Below are 17,087 nucleotides of genomic sequence, written 5' to 3' on the forward strand. Positions count from 1 at the left end.
TTGTTTAGGCGGTAATGGGGAGTTCAGGTTTTCGCTATTGAGCCGTAATGGCAATTGTGACGTTACTTATTGAGGTTCTGTTCCCCACTGAAGAGCGCCTGCGACATAGCCAGTTGTATGACTCCAATCGGTGTAAGTCGAATCGGTCGGATCGAAGGAGTAATCGCCCGTCTGCGTGTAGTTCGTCCAATCGGTCTTGTTCATGCGGATCTGAAGCTCAATGCTGTCTCCAGCAGCCAAACTTCCAGCTCCGCTCGTAAAGCCGATTTCCAGATAATGATCAGCTCCTGTCAAAGGAGCCGGCAACTTGACGAAGGCGCCAGTTACGTTGCTACTGCCGACAGTGGACCAATCGCACCAGAAATTCTGGTCCTTCTCCCCATCGATCGTGTAATAATAATGAAGCTTCACGTCGGACAGATTGATGGCAGTTGTACTGGTGTTCTTCAGCTTTATCCGTGGGCTCAACGAATTGCTCGTTGCCGTAACAGGAGAATTGTACTGCTGCACTGTGATAGAACCACTTCCGGTAGAGGGGGTATCGACCACGGAGACCGCAAGATTCGCACTTGCTCCTGTGCTAAAGTTGAAAGTCAGTGTCGTTGTTCCCACCGGTTGGGCAGCCAGATAAGCCTTCTGGATCGTCACTGTCGTGCCTGATACGGTGTAGTCCGTACCAGCAACTAGGGCAGTCGTGCCATTATTAATGCCGATGAGTGTGTTATCGTTCAGCGTCAAGGTCACCGGAATGTCGGTCTGATTCGCGGTTTGCTTGTCAAAGGTAGCGGTCGTCGGACTGATCGTCGAGTTAATAACCGACGAATCGTTCACAGCAACGGATAGCGTAGCAGATGAACCGGCGTTAAACTGGAAAGTGAGGTTCGCCGTGCCGATTGGCTGCTGCGCGAGATAGCTCTTGTGTAGAGTGACCGTGTTACCCGAAACGGTATAGTCCGTGTCCACAACCAGAGATGTCGTACCGTTCTTAATGTCGGTGAGCGTGTTGCCGTTCAACGTTAGGGTCACCGGAATATCAGCTTGATTTGCGGTTTTCTTATCAAAGGCAGCAGTCGTTGGATTAATGGTCGAGTTGCTGCTATTTCCGGTTGCGAATGCGGCGATGAATACCAACCCTGAATTCCAATAAACGGTATGTTCATTTGTAGTCCATTCTTGGAAGTTATCGGTATAGTTTTTGGCTGCAAATCTTGATATCTGGTTTCCTACAGTTATGTCATTGGAGTATTTATTCGGTCCTCCGACCAGATATCCCTTAGGTACACCAGGTAAACCATCCGTTCTATACATGATGCTGAACGGATATTTCACGCTGTTATCGCCGTAACCTGATACAAAAGATACGCCTACCGGGTTCTGCCCCAGAATCCAGTCTAACTGGCTATTGTTAATCTCATTAATGATAGCGCGGTTGCTCTCAAAAGTTCCCAGCAATTTCGTACCGATGATCATTTCCATCGGTGTGTCCGCAACCTGCATGGTGATTCCCCAATAGTAGTTACCATCTTTTATGATGCTTTTCCAAGGGCTGTCGTTGTATCTGCTCACTTTATCATTGAACCATTGCTGGAATTTATCCGAATACCAGCTTAAGACTCCAGAGTCCGGATTAGCGGCTTTCAGATAGCTGAAGAAGCCTGTATTCCAGGTGTTTGCCCAACCACTGGCGAAATCAAGGGTATCGTCAAAAAATATTCCCATATCAGTGTAATTCGCCAGGAAATAATCGTTGTATTCGGCATCGCCGGTCGATCGGTACAGGGAGCCTGCAGCCCACAGACGATTCGAAGCGTCATCCGTCACATCGTAAGGCCATCTGCCCGTGTTAGGCGTCCGAATATTTTCCGGATGTGCTTCCAGGTACCCCCATGCGTCTATTGCCGCATCCAAGCAACTTTGGGCAAAAGCCGGATCAATATTCTGATACATTAAGTAGGCATGTGCCAATACACCGGCTGCGGTAGCTGTATCGGCGGTCGTTTTGATATCAGTACGCGAGCTTACCGTATCCTTATCGATAATTTCTCTGTCTACCATATTGTCGTCATCCTGAAAGGTCACTCGAGCATAGAAACCGCCAGTTGCAGCATCCTGCATTTTGAGCATCCATTCCAGTTCCCATCTTGCCTCATCCAGGATGTCGGGAATGCCGTTTCCGCTCTCAGGAATATTAAATTGATTGTCCGTAAATTTCTCCGGCATCATTTCATAGGCCCAGAAGAGATCCGACAAGGCTTTGGCTCCTGCGTTAACGTACTTGCCTTTATCGCCCGCATCGTACCATCCCTTGGAAACATCTTTTTTGATGGAAGGATTGGACATTAAAGGCACTGCGGTGTCAGGAGTAAAATCTGTTCTTTGATAATTTTGAGTGTATGGGCTGGTAATATTAATCCCGGTTCTCTGGTAATAGAAGTATCTCGTTACGTCATTTAAAAAGGGTTCATAGATTTCGTTAGCTTCGCTGATAGTGAACTTGGGCGAATTCTGAAGACCCTGAACTGAAACATAATATTTTCCCGGAATCGTTAAATTTGTGAAATCGGCGGTAAAAATACGCTCCCCGCTGTCAATAGCATCATAATTCTTGGTGAGTACAAGCGTTCCGGAGTAAGCTGTGGAATTATTTGTGGCGTTAATAACGTTAAACGGAGTACCTGCATCGACCGTGAGCACATCCTCAAAACCGGTTACGAGCGCTTGCTTTACTCCATCTACGGGATAACCTAATTGATTGACCTTGATGGGTGCGTACTCTTTTTCCTTATCGGGAGACGTAACCCTAATGTCATTAAGCCAGACTTTTAAAGGTTGAAAACCATTATTCTTGATGGATAATGCATCTATGGAAGATACATCAATTCCTTGGGAGACCTGAATTAGATCCTTTAACGGGATCTTCACATGGGTCCAACTTGTAGTAATGTCGACGTAGTTGTTAATGTTTACTGTAGTGGTAATTTCATTGCCGGCAGCTCTTTCGAATACCCGGTCTTTGAAGCCCAGTAAAAAGGACTCTCCACCCGCATTTCCTTTGATATTAAACTCAAGGAATCCATTTGGATGATAAGAGGTAAAGTCATACGCTTTCCAGCCGGCAACCGTAATTAAAGCGTTGTACCAGGAAGGACTGGTAGGCGACTTCGCATTCAACAATAATGAAGGCAATCCATTGTACATTGCTGTAGAATCTATGGGCAGCTTGCTGTTCTCCGTCTCCAATCCAAACCCGCTATCTCCTGCCCAGCCATCGGATATATTACTGAATATTTGGTAATCTAGTAAGTCTCTCCATCCTGCAGGCGCTTCGGGGGTTGCCGCATTAGTCTTGATCGGATTTGAAAAAAAGATAGTCACAAACATAGTTAATGCCAGAAACACGCTTACTTTTTTCCTCATTACCTCTCCTCCTAAAAAGTTTTGTGAGCATAAACTGCTTCGCTCCGCTTCAAACAAAACTCAGTTCGAAAGTTTACACTTAGTTGTGAGAGTTACTCTATGATTAGCTTCGTATACCATCACCTCTTTTTATTGAAAACGCTTTCTAATAAAATCATTTTAATTCAATAAGTTAATCCTGTTATATAGAAGAAATAAAGGAACATAGAAGAAAACAAGCCACAATATTATGGCTTGTTTTCCATGTACCAATTATTTACTTCTCTCGTGATTACGTCGCCGCCATTCTTGTAAAATTGGACTACGAACTCATCAAAGTAGGAGAGCGGCTTCTCGCTATAAATGATGCTCAGATAACTCTCCGTTGCGAGTTTCTGCAGGAACACTCCGTGTTTCTCCATCCCGTCCGTTAAAGGTCCGTGGTACCGGTTCGGGATTTCGAGTCCCTGCTCAGCAATCGCCACCCCAGCCGCCGTAAGTTGAGCCGAGTTCAAACCTTTAATGGCTTGTTCGATCGGCGTCGTCACTATGGCTTCCGAATTTTCAGATAATTTTCTGATTGCATCCGCATTCATATAAGGCAAGGCTGGAGCGCCACCTGTTAGCGGATAGAGCATCCAGCGCATATCCATTGAAGACCCGTCCGCAAGCGGCCACTTATCATTCGGCACGCCTTCAGTCGCAAAATTGACAGTAATGACCTTGTCGTTCATGATCACATAATCGTAACCTTCGTGAAACCCTTGTGCGAATCGGGGATCGAAGTACGGATCATCCGGTCCGAAATTTTTGGCAAGCAACTTGTTATAATAAGCGAACCAGGCTTCCATATTCGTGAAATCCTTGCTGAACACCGTATAGATACCGTACAACGGCTTTTGTGCCTTGCCCTTTAACCCATCCGGTCCGGCAGGAAGGGAATAAGCCTCCCAATCCGCTTCCGGGTCGACCTTCACTGTATCGCCGAGCGGCCAGGCTCCCATCCAAAACGGGCCGAACATGACACCAGCCATTCCGTTAACCGCCAGTTCGGACGCTTGGCTCGGGTCCTGCATGCCTGCATCCCTGTCCATGTAGCCCTTCGCCATCCAGGACGCCATCGTTTCCAGGTATTTCTTAGCATCCGGATGTACGGCGCCAAAGATCAAGCTGCCCTTCTCGTCCTCATTCCAGAACAGTTTGATGTCAGACGTGCTAATCATCTGCCTTGAAAAAGCTCCGGCGATCGCATCTGTCTGCCCCATCCAGCTCCAGGGACCTTCCTTTAGCGGAACCGCCAGACCAACTTCGTCATCTTCGCCATTCCCATTAGGATCTTGTTCAGAAAATGCCTTCAGCACGTTCTCCAACTCACTTATCGTCGTAGGCGGGTTCAGCGACAGTTTCTCAAGCCAATCCTTACGGATCCACATGACCGTTCCCTCATCTCCTGCACTAAAACGGGGAAGTCCATATATCTTGCCGTCTTTGGTTACTTCTGCCATAGTATAAGCGTACTTCTCGAGCGCTTCTTTTAGCTTAGGATGCGCATACTTCTCGATGGCATCATCCAGCGGAAGCAGCTTGTCGGCTTTCAGCAGATACTTCAGGATGTCTCCTTCAGCGCTAAGGGTGTCCGGCAGCTTGCCATTCACAGCCAGCGCCAGCCGAATTTTGGTATCTGCATCCTCGAACTTGCTGACAATCCAATCAAACTTCGTGACGATTCCCAGATTATCTTCCATCCAGCGGGTGTGCACGTTGTCTGTAAGGCTCTCATCTGGCTTGAATGCGTTAGGCCGATTCTCGTCCACGATTCCTGTTGTGATGGTTATAGGCGGATCGTATTTAAAGTCCCATACCGGCTTCGTTTCCCCAATGGATGTACTGTTCTGTGCCGTTTTCCCTGTGTTACTTAAACAGCCGGAAACTAGCAGTACTCCGCTCAGAACTGCCCATAGAAATCTGGCCTTTCTTTTTTGCTTCTTCACCGGCCCAATCACTCCATTCCCGATCGGTATCTATCCCTGAATTCCTGCGGCGTCACCTGATAATAGTCACGGAATTTCCGAATAAACCAGTTGGTATTGGGATAGCCAATACTTTCACCAATATGGTAGATTTTATTATTTGTATGCTTGAGCACCTCGCAGGCTTTGAGCATACGCTGCTCGTAAATATATTGGGATACGGTAGTGCCTGTACACTGCTTAAAGATTTTTGACAGATGGTTAGGATGTACGAAGACGCGTTTGGCCAGCAAAGTAAGTGACAAGTCCTTGTCCAGCTCTTTCTGGATGTAGAGTTGCGTCTTCCGGACGATCACCTGGCTGTGGTCCTCGGTCTCCTCCCCTAGCTTATCGCGAAGTGTGCGTAGTAAGTCGAGCGCCCAGCTTTCCAGCTGCGACGCGTGCAGCATCGCTTTTCCTTTAACGAAAGCCGATTGCTCAGGAGTGAGCATTTGGGCCAGCGTCCTGCCGCTGCGATTCGCGATATACTGGAAGGCATTGGAGAGAAAGAAAAAGACATCGCGCATGAGGTAAGGCGAACCCGTATGCATTAGCGGTGATACAAACGCTCGGATCTTAGCTTCCGCCGCTTCCCATTGCTCCGTTTCCAAAAGATGTGTCAGCAGAGGCGTTTCATAGAGCTTGCGCATAAGACGCGCTTCCTCTTCATTCTGCTCGGGCACCTGCCCACCCGAAAAACCGTCACTATCTAATCGCGATTTAGCTGTCATATAACTAGCTTGCAGTCCTTCCGGGAATAGACAGTCGGTTTCCCCTACAGAAATTTTACCTTTAAGCAAACTCTGTACTTCTTGCTTTAATCGCTCTATCCGCTCAAGCACCCATTCCGGATCGGGTGGTGCTCCTGATAGGTCGTATACCAGAGCGAGCAGGTTTCCTTCATCATCCGCCGCCGACCAGCAGTCATAGCGGTCCATCAGCAATTCTTCCAGCATGTTTGTTACCGCGAACCGGATCAGTGACTGCGAATAGAGGTCTTGTCCATCGAAGGGGGAACCCAATCGGACCAGGCACATCGAGACATGACCTGGTATCGGAAGAGGGAGGTCAAACAGCTTTAACTTCTCTGCAAGCGCCTTGCTATTCAGATTTCCGCTGAGCACTTTGAGCAACAACCCTGCTTTCAGTTCTGCACTATTGTCTCGGTAGATACGGAAGCCCTGTTCGATTGATCGCTCCTGCTCAAGCTGCTTAATGATCCGGCCCATTGCCTTAAGTAGCTGCTCGTCCTTCGCGGGCTTCATCAGGTAATCGAGCGCTTGCAGCTCAATCGCTTTTCGGGCGTAATCGAAGTCCGCATAACCTGTGAGCAGCAGGCACTTCAGCCCTGGAATACGAAGCCTGGCCTGTTCGATCAGTTCCAGGCCGTTCATGCGGGGCATACGGATATCCGTCATAAGGATGTCAATGGGGAAGGTGTCTATCAGAGCAAGTGCCTCGCTCGCGCTGTAAGCCTTCCAAACGCGGGAGATACCAAGTGTCGCCCATGGAATTGTATCTGCCAGACTGTCCGCATAATGTTTCTCGTCATCAACTACAAGCAGGCTATTCATTGCTCTTCCTCCTTCGTTTCGTCTTTCATCCCAAGTCTCCAAATCAGCCTCACGTTTAGCCCCCCCAGTCTGGACGGGCAAAACTCAATTTGAGCGTCTGAACCGAAGTTGCCTTGCAGTCTTTGATATACGTTCCAAAGACCGCAGCCTGCATATTCACTGGCCGGAATATGAAGCTCCATTTGCAGTTGGTCCATCCGTTCTTTATTTAATCCTTTTCCGTTATCCTCCAATTCCAAGTGCAATTGATCTTCATTGACGTAAACTCTAATTTCAACCCGGCCTGGATATTCGACGTTCTCAAGTCCATGCACGATCGCATTCTCCACGATCGGTTGGATAAGAAGCCGGGGAATTCGCAGCTCCGCCAACTCTTCAGGCAGTTCGATGCTGTAGGACAGCGTCTCATTGCGAAGCCGAAGAATCTCGAGGTGAATGCGCACGAACGCCAGTTCTTCCCCCAGGCTGACTCCTTGATTATCCATTCGCGTCGTATACCGGTAATAGTCGGCCAGATGATACGCCATGTCTATGACAGCCCGATTCTTTCCCATCTTGGTCATATTAATGATGAAACCTAAACAATTGTACAGAAAATGAGGATGAATCTGTGCTTGTAGCTGTTTTAGCGTAGCATCGCGCGCAAGGATACGCGATTGTAGGACATTCTCGATGAGATCTTGGATCTGCGTCGCCATCTCGTTAAAGTTCTGCATCAGGAACGTGAATTCATTGTTTGATTTCTTCGGCAGGCGGTAGGCGTAATCGCCTTCCTTAATCCGCTGCACCGCACGCACAAGTTGAAAGATAGGCCGATGTACGTTCCAGTACAAGGCAGACGCGGCGGTAATACAGGATAGGAGCAAAATAATCGAAGAAGCTCCAAACAATAACCGCTGTTGCTTGATAGGTCCGATAATCTGGTTAAGTGGAACAGAATCGACGAGATGCCACTCAAGAATATTGGAATAATAATAGGTAATCAGATAAGGCCTGCCGTCGAAGGAATGAATTAAAAAACTTGAATCCCGGATATTGATCCTGTCGCCTAATTCCGCGATAATTTGGTCCATCTTGGGCCCATCTGCGGATCGGCTGGCGATGATGGCATGTCCTTCTTTGTAAAAAAACGGGTTGTCAGAGTGACCAGATTTGTAGGTATCAAGCAAATTTTCGAAGCTCCACTTGTAGAGGTTAATGCGAACGGCAACATCCAGATCGTCCGTACGGGCTGGTTTGTAACCCGTAGTGACATAAGTTCGAGTAAACCCGGAGCCAATCTCCAAATCTTCGCTGTAGCTCCACCCTAGCGAAAATCGGCTTTCAAACTCTTGAAGGTCATATTCATAGGAGGGGGAAGAAGAAATACTATCGTCTCGTTGCGGGAAATAGACGGTCACGTCATTGCGCCAGTTGCCCGATGCGCTGGCCAGCGACAGCTTCTCTTGGATCAGCAGCCTTGTTTTCATTAGGGAATAATCGCTCATGTTGAGGTTGTAAAGGTACTCCAGCACGTTCGTGTCAACGAGCATAGGTGCGGAGACTAAGTCGAACTTCTCAATGCTGGCATCCAGTTGTGCCACGAAAAGCTCCATCCGGTTCAGGCTGGCTTTGATAAGCTCCTCCTGTATGACGTTGATGCTCTTAGAGGTAGAATAATAGTACAGCGCTACAACCGGAGTTAGCAGAATCAGCAATAACACTAACATTTTCTGAAAAATATTAAATTTGATCCGCATGGGATTTCCATCCTTGTTTTGTAATTACACCTCAACCTGTATTTTACAATGGATAGAAAGCGTTTTCTATACAAATTCTTTGCGTTTCAACAAATTAAAATAACCTCATTCCCAATGAACTCTACTTAGGAATGAGGCTTCGTTAAAATTTAAAGGCATTATCAATCGTTATTTTAGGACTCCCCAAAAAGAATCTCCGCATTAAATATCTAGCGATCCTGCTATTTCCCATCAGTTTCATGCACGCTAGCGAGAAGTTTTTAATCCCTTTAGGGGATTTAACGATCATGCTGATTATCAACTGTTGAGCAAAATGCACAAAACGAATTTCCCGATTACGAATGGGCTGCAAACGATCTAAACGCTTGTATTCATGATTTGGCTCTAATTTTGATGCAACAATAAGTTCAGCTGTGACCAGCGCTGTTTCAAAAGCCAAGGACAATCCGATAGCTCCGAGTGGAGAAGAACAATGTGCAGCATCACCGATTAGAATACAACCCTTATCATGCCAATTGTCCACCATAAAAGTCTCTGATTGGATAGAAACGAACGATTTGAAATCACTGATTTTTTCAATGTCTTCTTCAAGCTCAGGAAAGGCCTTTATGAATTCAAGCTTTAATGGTTCGATGCCTTTTCTTTTTATGGTATTCCATTGGTCTTTCTTCATTGTAAAACCTATTTGCACACAATCAGAGGAATAAGGAAGCCCTATGAAGTTACTAAAATCAGACAATCTGAAAAGGAGTTTTTGATTTAGCTTGAACTCATTAGTCGATATTTTGCACCAGATTAAATCAAAATCTTCTTTTTTATACTTAAAAGAAAAATCGCTTGTCTTCCTAACCGTGGACATCCGTCCATCCGCTCCGACTACTAAAGAAGCATGGATCTCAGTCATTTGTCCATCTACTAAGGCGTTTACCCCGACTGTTCGATTTGTACTTTTAATAGTTGAAGTGACCTTAGCGTTAAAAATGAGCTCAAAATTAGTATAATCCTTTGCTAGATCGTAAAGAAAAGTTAACAGGACGGATTGTTTTATTTTAATTGCGTAAGGTGCCTCCGGCATTTCTTTTTCATAATCAATTTGAGTGATATATTTCTTATTATTCCATATTTCGGAATTAAATAATTTTATATGCTCATACTTTTCAAGACACTGTTCCAGGTTCAGCTCTTTCATGAGCCTTACAAATCGAGGCTGGAGAACTTCTCCTCTAAACTTGCGATTAAAGCTTGTTTGACTTTCCAGTACGGTAACTCTAATTCCGTTTTTGGCTAACAGCAGCCCTAGAAAGAGGCCAGAAGGTCCACCACCAACAATGCAAATCTCCGTTTCTTTAATCATTCCTATCACTCTGTGGGTAAAGAAGCAGCCCGTTCATTTTTTACTGCGGGTTCCCTAGCCGATAATCTAAGAAAAAGAGAGATTAAAAAACCTAATAAAAGAATAGAACCTAATATAGTAAAGGATAACGAATAATTTTCTGTTTTTAATAATTTCAAAGCTAATATCGGGCCTGTGCTAGCGCCTAGGAATAGAATAAATGCATTGAATGAAATAGCAGACCCTCTTGCATTTCCCCCTAATTGACTGACAATTGAGATGATAACGGGAGTTACCAGCGCGATACCAGCCACAAATACAACGCTCATTAGGACAAGAAGTGGCAGGTTCGTGCTAAAACCTAGAGCAAGCAACCCAATTGCAGCTAAAGCTAAGCCTCCCCTTAGAACAGCGGCCATTCCAAGTTTTTGAGCAATTCTTCCGGAAAAGGGTGCTAAAAGCATCCCCGCGATTCCAAATGCACGAATATAAAGGATATCCTGTGAGGAAAGTCCAAACTTAGCTGAGCTTAAATAACTTCCCAAAACAGTGTACATGCCAACTAAAGTTAATAGAAGCATAAAGGTTATCGCAAAAGCCAAAAGCAATTGTGATTGTTTTAGCAGAATTGTCATTTGTTTAAACTTCCGCAGAACATTTTCTTTCGGTCTTAGCATTTCATCTTTAGGAAGGAACCTTATTACAATCACTGAAGTAATACCATACACAATCCCCAAAATAAAGAAAATAGCACGCCAGCCAAGAGCTTCGTTAACAATCCCACTAAAAACCTGGCCTACTATGCCTGCCATTAACAGTCCTGAGCTTATAAATCCAACGGCTGTTAATCTTTTATGAGGCGGAAACATTTCCCCTGCATACACTAGCGCAATAGGTGCAAATGCAGCAGCCACTAGGCCTTGCACTCCTCTGAGCATAATAAGCCCGTAAAAACTATCCACAAATCCTAGCGCAAGCGTAACTACGGTTAACCCAATAATGCTGGCTACTAAAAATACTTTACGTCCATACCTGTCTGAGAAAGGTCCATACAAAAGACAGCCCAGCGCATAACAAAGAGAAAATGAACTCCCAATCCAAGCCGCCTCACTCGGGCTAATCTGGAAGGCATGCGAAAACACTTCGGATAATGGAATTGTAATATACATGCTAGTTAGAATAACTAAACCACACCAAAATAAAATAATCGTCATTAATGAATAGTTCTTATTGTAATTCTGAACGTCTATCGTCTGATTCATAAAGTGAATATCCCCCGGTTTACTATTAATTTGCAACAGTGATGCCTTCCAAGACATGGATCAACAAATCGTTTATGTAATCCGCATCCGGAATTTTTTTATAGATGAGAATTTGAAAGTAAATGGGACCATAAAGCAGATCTAAAGTTATATCCAGGTTAATTGTTGACTTCAATTCTCCCTTATCTATGTCTGCTTGGAGTAATTGTTTGGCTTCATTTCTTTTAGTCATTAAAAACAATACGTAAAAATCTTTCGCGATTTCTTCGCTCTCTGTAACTATAGTTAAAGTGGATTTCCCGATTTTGCTATTGAGGATACGAGCTAAAGCTTCAAGCTGTTGTTTAAAGTTAACCTCAATGGATTTATTGCTATCAAATTCAAACTCTGATTCTACGGTCATTAGAAAAGCGTCCAATACAAGACGTGCTTTATTTTCCCACCATCTATAGATGGTTGTTTTACCTACTCCAGCTTGTGCTGCAATCGCCTCAATCGTTAATGATGAATAACTGTTGGATTCTAACATTTCAATGGTTGCAGTAAGAATCTCCTTTTTACTTCGAGGTTCTTTGTTTTTCCCTTTCATATTCATTTCACCTCCTAGATGTTATTTATTAAAAGTATGCAATTATAGAACGATACGTATCGTTTCATTTGTTACATTATCTTATATCATTTTCATCAAATTTAAAATAGCTAATTTGAGAATTATTATTTTCTGGATTTAGGCATGCATTAGATGACTAAACATAACTTGTGCATACAAAAACTAACGCTTCGGAATGGTCCGAAGCGTTAGTTTTTGTGGATATTTGCAATTTAGGATTTGATGACTAGTTTATCAACTATAAACATAATTAAAATAATAACAACAATAATTACGATAATTATACCTACTGGTGATTCGAAAAAAATGAGCATGAAATAAAGTAATATCGTCTCCCAAAATGACCAGTCAAAATCAACCATAGGTTCCACCTTTCTGATAATCTTGGCGAAGTGATTAAACCTTCCTGTTCGTGGGACTTGTCCCGAGTGTTATGCTTGTAAGCGTTCCTATTCTATCTTATCAAGAGTCCCAGGCCACTCATTACATAAGGACGAACAATGTCCACAAGTAAATCGGTCTGATCAGCCTCCCCCTCAATTAACCAAGTAAATGCAGCGCCATAGATCGCTGAACCTGTCATTGCTGAAATGATCTTTGTATGTTGGCGGTCTGCGATATCATAATTAATCCCTTTCAAAAATATGTTTTCAATGATTTGCTGCAGCATATTTTTTACTTTCTCATCCACCAGCTTAGCAATAGATTTGGAATCCATTCTGCATTTCTGATAAAAATCAACGATGTACTGATGAGTCAACAAGATCAACTGGTTACATATTTCATCTGAAAACTCCCGCACATTCATTACTTGTTCAGGAATCATCTGATGAAAAGAATGTTCTGTAAATTCATCGAGTAAAGCATATTTATCTTCATAATGGGCATAAAAAGTAGCCCGGTTTATCGTAGCTTTCTGTGAGATATCTTTTATTGTCATTGAATCAAATCCTTTAGTCTGTAAAAGATTTCTGAAAGCTTCTCTTATTAACAGGCGAGTCCGTATTACTCTCGGATCTTCTTGATGTACCATCTGAGTCTCCCCTTTCTAAAACATCAATTATCGGAATGTGTTGTCTATGCAACTCTTTTCTTACAATGACGGTTGTAAGCATAATCTTGTCATACTATTATCTTATCAAACAGATGTTGCTTAAACAATCAGTGACTAGTTAGTCGGAAGGAATGATAATAGTGAACATAAAACAAAATAGGCTTCTAATATTTGGCGCTGGCGTAATTGGCAGTTTATACGCTCTTAGATTTGCACAATCGGGGTTTGACGTCACTTTACTGGCTCGAGGAAAAAGGCTGGATGAACTTAAGCGGAAGGGTTTGAGATACAACGACAACGGTACGATAAAGCAACTATCCATTAAGACGGTCGAAAAGCTTGTAGATGATGACATCTATGATTTTATCTTTGTTCCTGTACGATATGATCAGGCAGAATCTGCCCTGTCTGCGATCAAAAATAATCAGAGCAAAACAATAATTACACTGACCAACACTATTGGTTATAATTCCTGGCTTGAAATCGTGGGTGATCGGTTACTTCCAGGATTCCCTGGTGCAGGTGGAGACATTAAAGAGGATATTTTATACGCTCAATTTGGTTCCAAAACTTATTTTGGTGAAATAAATGGACAAACGACCGAAAGAGTTAAGGAGCTTGCTTTGATATTCGAAACAGCTGAAATGCAGTATGAAATACAAAAAGATATTCAAGCATTTCATGTTTCACATGCTGCACTCGCTGCAGTCAACAAGCATTTTTATACGAATGAAGGAATGGTAGATATTGAGACAGCAATAAGCGAAAGCATTCTTAGCAAAGTAGCTACAGATATCAAACAAAATCTTTACTTGGTAGAGCAAGCTGGAATCTCTGTAATCCCGACTGAAACGAAGTCAATGGGAGAACTGATGGAAGAAGAGATTATATCCCGGTATCGGCAGATGCTGAGTGATGAGTTTATCATTGATGTTAAGTTTGGAAACCAAGCTGTCAGCAGAAAAGCAGAAATAATATTATTGGATGAAATGTTTCATGAGAAGTTTTCGATTTGATCCAAGCAAATTTTTTCCATAAAAGTTATCAAATGAGTTCACACCCCATATTACTTAATACTAAAACAATGTAATATGGAGGTGTTAGATTGCCACTGAATCAAGATCAGCAGATCTTTCAACAAAGCACAACAACTCAAAGCTGGGGAAATATCCAGGGACAGACCTTAGTTGCAGGCCAGGGTAGCTTGAGAAGAGGAATGAACTATAAGTTAGGCGCTCAGGCTATGGCACAAATCAATAATTTATTAAATAAATGGGCTGAATTAAAAATATTGGGGAGTGCCGAAGTTTCGCTTCTTCTCCAAGTACAGATACAAACGCCCCTGGATCTATTCGACGAAGCCGGGCTAGCCGGTCGACTTCAAGCCGTTCTTAAAGCGGCGGTAGCGGCTGGATTAAGCATGAATATGACAGTTAAAGAGTTATTGAAAATCCTGAAGAATAAACCGTCAGGAAATGGTTTATCCGGTGAATTGATTGAGCTATTGTTAGAAGAATCAAAGCTCGAAGGTTATTTGTACGCCCAATTTGCGGTTGGTTTTATGGCGTATGCCAATTTTGTTATGCTTGGTAATTTACATAAGACAGCTACTCTAGGGGAATCTGGATTCCAATTTGTCTATGAGGCGGGAATGGGATTTATTGCGGGGGGTGGCTATAGAGGTGGCATCAATTTTAAATTCCCCGATCCTGCAAAACTGGTCAATCGTTATGGGGACCGCTTAATTGAGGGCATTGTTAATAAAGCTATTGACACACAGCAGGAACAAGCATTAATGCTCGGTACTATGCTAAGGATAGGAGTGAAATCAGCCTATGAGGTCAGTAGACAATTAAATGAAGGTACCGGGAGCAATAACGAAAAACTAGCGCAAACCGTTCTTACATTTATTGGCGGACAGTTCCAATCGTTGTTCTTCTTGACTATGAATGTGTTCTTTAAGGAAGAGATCCTTCGTTTAATTGGCCTTGCTTCTTTACCAGCTGAACAAACCTCAGAAGTCATTCAAACCCTGAAAGGTTTTAATTCTTTTCAGTTAGTGCCGGATAACCATGAAATTTTTGTTCGTTTAGACTCATTATCAGCATTAATTCAAAACGAGCAGCTTAAGAAGGAGTTTGTCAGAAGTATTTCTGCTTTGTGGGTATCAGCTTTGTTGCTCCCCCTTGCAGTGCAAGCGGCAGATAAAGCAACCATGCCTACTTTTACGGCACAATTGTCTTACCAACCTCCTCCCGCTGTCAAAAGTGCAATTAATACAGATTTGAACCGTCCGTCTGACACAAATTTGAACCAGGGGGATCTTCTATCATTTCTACTTGATAAACCTTTGACGCTTACCATACAACATGTAGATAGCGTTCGGGAGATAGCAGCAATTCTCAAACCTGCCGTTTCAGGAACGGCCCAAGATGCAATGAAGTTCTTATTTAGTCCCTCATTTCCTTCGACTACAGGGGAAAACTCTTTTAGATCAACACTTGGAGCCATAAATCAAGCTTTCGATCATTACGTGGATACGGAAATAAGTGCTAGAAAAACTGCAATCTCGAACACTTTGGCTGGCGAGGAAGAGATTAAGATTCTATTTGAGCAAGCCCTGATTCCCTGCATACAACTGACTTCTGATGTTCTAATTCCAGAGATCGTTAATGGATTTCAAAATTTTGACATAAAAACTATGCAAGAAGCATTATCCAGCGTATTACTCACAATGCTTGGAAGAAGCGTTATTCATGTCATGGACGGAATTCAGACTTCAGTTAATAAACAAATCGAGGGTCTTCTTCGCGAAGCTGCTGGTCAGGCTGCAAATGTTCTTGGACCACTTGGAGCTCAAGATATTTTAAAGAAACCGTTGGAGGCAGCTGTTAAAATTATTGCGGAAATGGTAGCGCCTTTGACACCTGAAGCACAAGAACAACTTTTTGAGAATGCTCTAAACATATTTACTCCAATAAAAGGTAACGCCGTGGACTTCGCCAACCATTTGCAAAGCGATCCGATGTGGATGCCTCAAATGGCTGAAATAGAAGCAATAGCCAAAATTTTGATAAATCATTTAACTGATCATATGATTCAATTCGCTCTAAAACTGATTCCAGCGTTGTTTCAAGCCTTGATCGATGAGCTCCTGGCCATAATCGAACACTGGCTAAATGTAATAGCCAAGATATTAAATACTATTACCGATTTCATAACTAAGTTAATGCAAGAAAAATTAATGAAAGAACTGATTGAACCTGTAATGGAAATCGCTGAAAAAGCCGCTGACGTATTAACGTTTAACATTTTTTCTCTAATCGGTGCCGGTAAAGTAAAAGATGAATTTTTCAAAGGGTTAAGAGGAGCAGTCGAAGCTATAATTCAAGAAGCAATCATCCCTCCTGTTGTTATGACAGTGAAAGAAATCAAGTTCAATCCTCGTAAGCTCGTGGATCTTTGCCGAGACGTTTCCGACTTTACTTTTACTAAATTTTCTGAGATTTTTAACGATTATATTTTTGGGGAGATCCAGAATCAACTTGAAAAAGGTTTAAATATGAAAAATTTCAAATTGGATATTAAAGTGCCCGTTTCTTTTTCGATTGACTTACCATGGCCTTTAGGGTCACAATCCTTATCTCATACGTTTAGACTTACAGATGTCCTCATTCCGTCATCAATCGTTTTGGACATTGTAATGAATTTAATACGTAACAATCTAAAATTAGGAGGAACATCGGAGTATCTTTTCCAAATGGTTGTAACAACTATCGATAATTTCAAAAAAGTAGATCAATATAAATTGGATATGGCAGATGCTTTGAAAAAGTATAGTAATTAAAGGAATATCTTTTAATTTTTCAACTTCGAAATGCTGCCTAATTGAAACCTTCTTCGCATTGTTGTATCTTTCAAACTAGCACCACCTATCGGACATAGATGACGCTAAATGCAGTATTATTGCACTTTTGGTAGGCTAAAAGTCTCCATAGCCACTATTTGCATAAAATACACCACATATGAACCTCTTTATAAGCAATAGCGTCACTGGAGTCCGAAATGTTGTTCAAAAGGCTGGAAATTAGCAAATAGTGTCATCTGAGT

The 17,087-nt window shown here is 42.9% G+C and carries 10 protein-coding genes; 2 read left to right on the forward strand and 8 right to left on the reverse strand.

Features of this window, described 5'->3' with window-relative positions; all coding sequences use genetic code 11:
- Positions 1 to 66: 66 nt before the first annotated feature.
- From MHH49_RS25680 to MHH49_RS25715, 8 genes are all read right to left on the reverse strand, one after another.
- Positions 67 to 3,417 carry a glycoside hydrolase family 9 protein gene (locus MHH49_RS25680; RefSeq protein WP_341138621.1) on the reverse strand — a complete coding sequence of 1,117 codons (3,351 nt, stop codon included), beginning with the start codon at positions 3,415 to 3,417 and terminating at the stop codon, positions 67 to 69.
- 227 nt (positions 3,418 to 3,644) lie between these two features.
- Positions 3,645 to 5,387: a hypothetical protein gene (locus MHH49_RS25685; protein ID WP_341031573.1), complete on the reverse strand. Its 1,743-nt coding sequence runs from the start codon at positions 5,385 to 5,387 to the stop codon at positions 3,645 to 3,647.
- 8 nt (positions 5,388 to 5,395) lie between these two features.
- Positions 5,396 to 6,979 (reverse strand): response regulator, encoded by a 1,584-nt coding sequence (locus tag MHH49_RS25690; protein ID WP_076272581.1) that lies wholly within the window; start codon positions 6,977 to 6,979, stop codon positions 5,396 to 5,398.
- On the reverse strand, positions 6,976 to 8,718 hold the full coding sequence (locus tag MHH49_RS25695; RefSeq protein WP_341138622.1) for a sensor histidine kinase: 1,743 nt from the start codon (positions 8,716 to 8,718) through the stop codon (positions 6,976 to 6,978). Before MHH49_RS25695 ends, MHH49_RS25690 begins: the two co-directional genes overlap by 4 nt.
- Positions 8,719 to 8,860: 142 nt before the next feature.
- On the reverse strand, positions 8,861 to 10,072 hold the full coding sequence (locus MHH49_RS25700) for an FAD-dependent monooxygenase (RefSeq protein WP_341138623.1): 1,212 nt from the start codon (positions 10,070 to 10,072) through the stop codon (positions 8,861 to 8,863).
- A gap of 5 nt (positions 10,073 to 10,077) precedes the next feature.
- The gene (locus tag MHH49_RS25705) at positions 10,078 to 11,265 is read right to left on the reverse strand and encodes an MFS transporter (protein ID WP_249267689.1); all 1,188 of its coding nucleotides are present in this window, start codon (positions 11,263 to 11,265) and stop codon (positions 10,078 to 10,080) included.
- A 73-nt stretch (positions 11,266 to 11,338) separates the two neighbouring features.
- Positions 11,339 to 11,902: a TetR/AcrR family transcriptional regulator gene (locus MHH49_RS25710; RefSeq protein ID WP_076141240.1), complete on the reverse strand. Its 564-nt coding sequence runs from the start codon at positions 11,900 to 11,902 to the stop codon at positions 11,339 to 11,341.
- Between the two features lie 475 nt (positions 11,903 to 12,377).
- Positions 12,378 to 12,956 (reverse strand): TetR/AcrR family transcriptional regulator, encoded by a 579-nt coding sequence (locus MHH49_RS25715; RefSeq protein ID WP_341138624.1) that lies wholly within the window; start codon positions 12,954 to 12,956, stop codon positions 12,378 to 12,380.
- 161 nt (positions 12,957 to 13,117) lie between these two features.
- Between MHH49_RS25715 and MHH49_RS25720 the strand changes: the two genes are divergently transcribed.
- Positions 13,118 to 13,993: a ketopantoate reductase family protein gene (locus MHH49_RS25720; RefSeq protein ID WP_076099199.1), complete on the forward strand. Its 876-nt coding sequence runs from the start codon at positions 13,118 to 13,120 to the stop codon at positions 13,991 to 13,993.
- 89 nt (positions 13,994 to 14,082) lie between these two features.
- Positions 14,083 to 16,824, forward strand: a complete 2,742-nt coding sequence (locus tag MHH49_RS25725; RefSeq protein ID WP_326047140.1) for a hypothetical protein — start codon at positions 14,083 to 14,085, stop codon at positions 16,822 to 16,824.
- Positions 16,825 to 17,087: the final 263 nt, after the last annotated feature.

This window comes from Paenibacillus sp. FSL F4-0122, assembly GCF_038002845.1.
Lineage (GTDB): Bacteria > Bacillota > Bacilli > Paenibacillales > Paenibacillaceae > Paenibacillus_AQ > Paenibacillus_AQ odorifer.

Coding starts and splice junctions, on each gene's coding strand:
- MHH49_RS25695 (WP_341138622.1), bottom strand. CDS start 8,718: ATGCGGATCAAATTTAATATTTTTCAGAAAATGTTAGTGTTATTGCTG.
- MHH49_RS25705 (WP_249267689.1), bottom strand. CDS start 11,265: ATGACGATTATTTTATTTTGGTGTGGTTTAGTTATTCTAACTAGCATG.
- MHH49_RS25680 (WP_341138621.1), bottom strand. CDS start 3,417: ATGAGGAAAAAAGTAAGCGTGTTTCTGGCATTAACTATGTTTGTGACT.
- MHH49_RS25710 (WP_076141240.1), bottom strand. CDS start 11,902: ATGAAAGGGAAAAACAAAGAACCTCGAAGTAAAAAGGAGATTCTTACT.
- MHH49_RS25715 (WP_341138624.1), bottom strand. CDS start 12,956: ATGGTACATCAAGAAGATCCGAGAGTAATACGGACTCGCCTGTTAATA.
- MHH49_RS25690 (WP_076272581.1), bottom strand. CDS start 6,979: ATGAATAGCCTGCTTGTAGTTGATGACGAGAAACATTATGCGGACAGT.
- MHH49_RS25700 (WP_341138623.1), bottom strand. CDS start 10,072: ATGATTAAAGAAACGGAGATTTGCATTGTTGGTGGTGGACCTTCTGGC.